This window comes from Streptococcus sp. DD04, assembly GCF_001578725.1.
GTDB lineage: Bacteria > Bacillota > Bacilli > Lactobacillales > Streptococcaceae > Streptococcus > Streptococcus sinensis.
Genome location: NZ_KQ968977.1, coordinates 47,472 through 50,158 on the forward strand (window position 1 = coordinate 47,472; position 2,687 = coordinate 50,158).

The 2,687-nt window shown below is 40.7% G+C and carries 1 protein-coding gene and 1 CRISPR repeat array; the gene reads right to left on the reverse strand.

All coding sequences use genetic code 11. From position 1 onward, the window contains the following. Window positions 1-1,076: ABC transporter ATP-binding protein (locus STRDD04_RS03085; RefSeq protein WP_269450143.1), on the reverse strand; the 1,076-nt coding region annotated here is incomplete at its 3' end. 227 nt (window positions 1,077-1,303) lie between these two features. Further along, window positions 1,304-2,499: direct repeats of the CRISPR family, unit length 29 nt; unit sequence GTCTCAATTCCTTATAGGTAAGGTATAAC. The last annotated feature ends 188 nt before the right edge of the window (window positions 2,500-2,687 follow it).

Consider the following 2,687-nt stretch of genomic DNA (forward strand, 5'->3'; position numbering starts at 1 on the left):
GGCTTGGCCTTGAAAGAAATATTATGCAGGACAGGATTTTCTGTCTCACCTGGATAGGCAAAGGTTACATTGTCAAATTCCAGATAGCCCTGAGTCGCTGTTTCCGTGATCCCATTCTCATTTGGATCGATGGAAATCGGCATATCCATGACTTCCTTCAGCCGTTCACTAGAGACCGCTGTCCGTGGATACATGGTAAAGAGACTGGACAGGAGAAGGAAGGACAGAAGGGCATGGAAACTGTACTCGATAAAGGCAACCAAATCCCCGATTTTCAACTCGCCGCTGCCTAGTGGTTTCAAGGCAAACCAGACAATGGCCACAATCATGGCAATGATAATCTGCACAAAGAGAGGCTCCGTCAAACCTGTCAATTTAAAGAGACGGTTGGAATTCTCCGCATAGATTTCATTTTCATTAGCGAAGCGCTCTTCCTGAAATTTCTCACGGGCAAAGGCTCGAATGACCCGCAGACCGTTCAGATTTTCCCGAGCATACTGGTTGATCTTGTCCAGCGTCTTCTGCTGCTTTTCAGACAGGGGACGCGTCTTGACCGCCACATACCAGACTACGATTGCCAAAAAAGGCACTGAAATCGCCACAATCCAAGCCATGGACGGACTGGTCAAGAAAATCATGAGGATGGACGACAGCATCATGATAGGCGTGATAGCACCCATCTTGAGCGTTTGCTCAGCAAACTGCATGAGGACAAAGGCATCACTGGTAATCCGCGTCACCAGCGAAGAAACGCCAATCTGCTCATACTCATGATGGGAATACTCCTGCAACTTGTCATAGAGATCATTCCGCATATCCCGCACCATGCTGGTCGTTAATTTTCCAGCAGCATAGGAAAGGACAATCCGCCCTAAAATCCCAAGGATAATAACCAGAAGCATGATAAAGCCCCAGAAATATAGGCGTTCCTGATCGCCTTGGTTAATCCCTTCGTCAATCATGCGCGCCAAAACCGTTGGCAATCCTAGATTGACCACTACAAAAAAGATGGCCGACACAAAGTCTAGCACCAACCACTTGGGGTAGCGTTTCAAATAAGACCAAATGTAAAGCATAATCCCTCCAATTTCTATAATAATAAAAAAGCACTGAAGAGTACTTTTCTTGATTATCCATGCAGCAGGCAATGGCTCTGCTACAATCTTTAACTACTACTAGTATAGCAAATCATGACGGAAATTTCAAATAATCCTACCAAACAAAAGGCGAACAAATTCTCATGCTTCCCAGCAGACATGAATTTGCTCGCTTTTTTGGTGCCTTGGAGACAGACAAAGACACACAAGTAATTCCTTATAGGTAAGGTATAACAAAAGAGAACATTAAAAAATGACAGAATTTAAGAGTGTCTCAATTCCTTATAGGTAAGGTATAACGGTAGAGGAGATAGTTCAATTAATTGCTTTTAAGGCTTTAGGTCTCAATTCCTTATAGGTAAGGTATAACAAAATAACACATTCGAAAAAGCATGAAGAGTTAGAAAGGATAAGTCTCAATTCCTTATAGGTAAGGTATAACCTAAAAGCAAATATTACTAATCGAGTATTAACGGTCAAAAAAATGTCTCAATTCCTTATAGGTAAGGTATAACAGGCTCTAGCTTTTGTTGTAGGAAGCAACGATCCAGATAATCTAGTTCCAAGTCTCAATTCCTTATAGGTAAGGTATAACTCTTATAAACGCTCAGGTATAGGTTATCTAACCATAGCGAACATGTCTCAATTCCTTATAGGTAAGGTATAACAAGCAAGAGCTTCTGCTGGCGAAAAAAAGCTCGCGAGTGCAAGTTTCAAGTATGTCTCAATTCCTTATAGGTAAGGTATAACAAAGAAGATGTCTTCGTAGCGATACCTTACGTGTCACACTGTCTCAATTCCTTATAGGTAAGGTATAACTTGCGATGGTGACTTTGATGAAAGTGTGCCATTACTTGCCTTTGATGTGAGTTTCTCAATTCCTTATAGGTAAGGTATAACCAGCCTCAAGGGTCAGATGGCGCACCGTTCGACTCTGAAGGGTCTCAATTCCTTATAGGTAAGGTATAACATAGCGTAGAGCGCCGGACAAGTACTTGTTAATTTGTCTCAATTCCTTATAGGTAAGGTATAACAGGTAGTATTTGATTACTTTCCTGATGGGAAACATAGAAAATCGCGAAATGTCTCAATTCCTTATAGGTAAGGTATAACTGGGAGATTACCGAAAGCCTATATAACTTCGGTGAAATAATAGTCTCAATTCCTTATAGGTAAGGTATAACGAAAGAAACTCCGGGAGAAGGAGTTTATAGTGTCGAAGTAAACAAGTCTCAATTCCTTATAGGTAAGGTATAACTCCAAAGGTTGATCAAAGAAGGTCAATCAGAATCGGAAGCGTTAAAGTCTCAATTCCTTATAGGTAAGGTATAACAACCATAAAATTGAAAAGCTCAGCGAGATTGCAAGAAATAGTCTCAATTCCTTATAGGTAAGGTATAACAACAGCATTTTCGCTGTTTCTAGATTGATTGTATCAAAAAACAGGGCTTTTTTCAAGATTTCAATGAAAAAAGTCGGTCGATCTTTTTTGTCCTAACGCTCATAAACCGCTTGGTTGACAGCTTTTGAAAAAGAGGCAAAAAATCGAAAAGATCGACCGACTTTTTGAAAGATAAAATCAGAAAAATC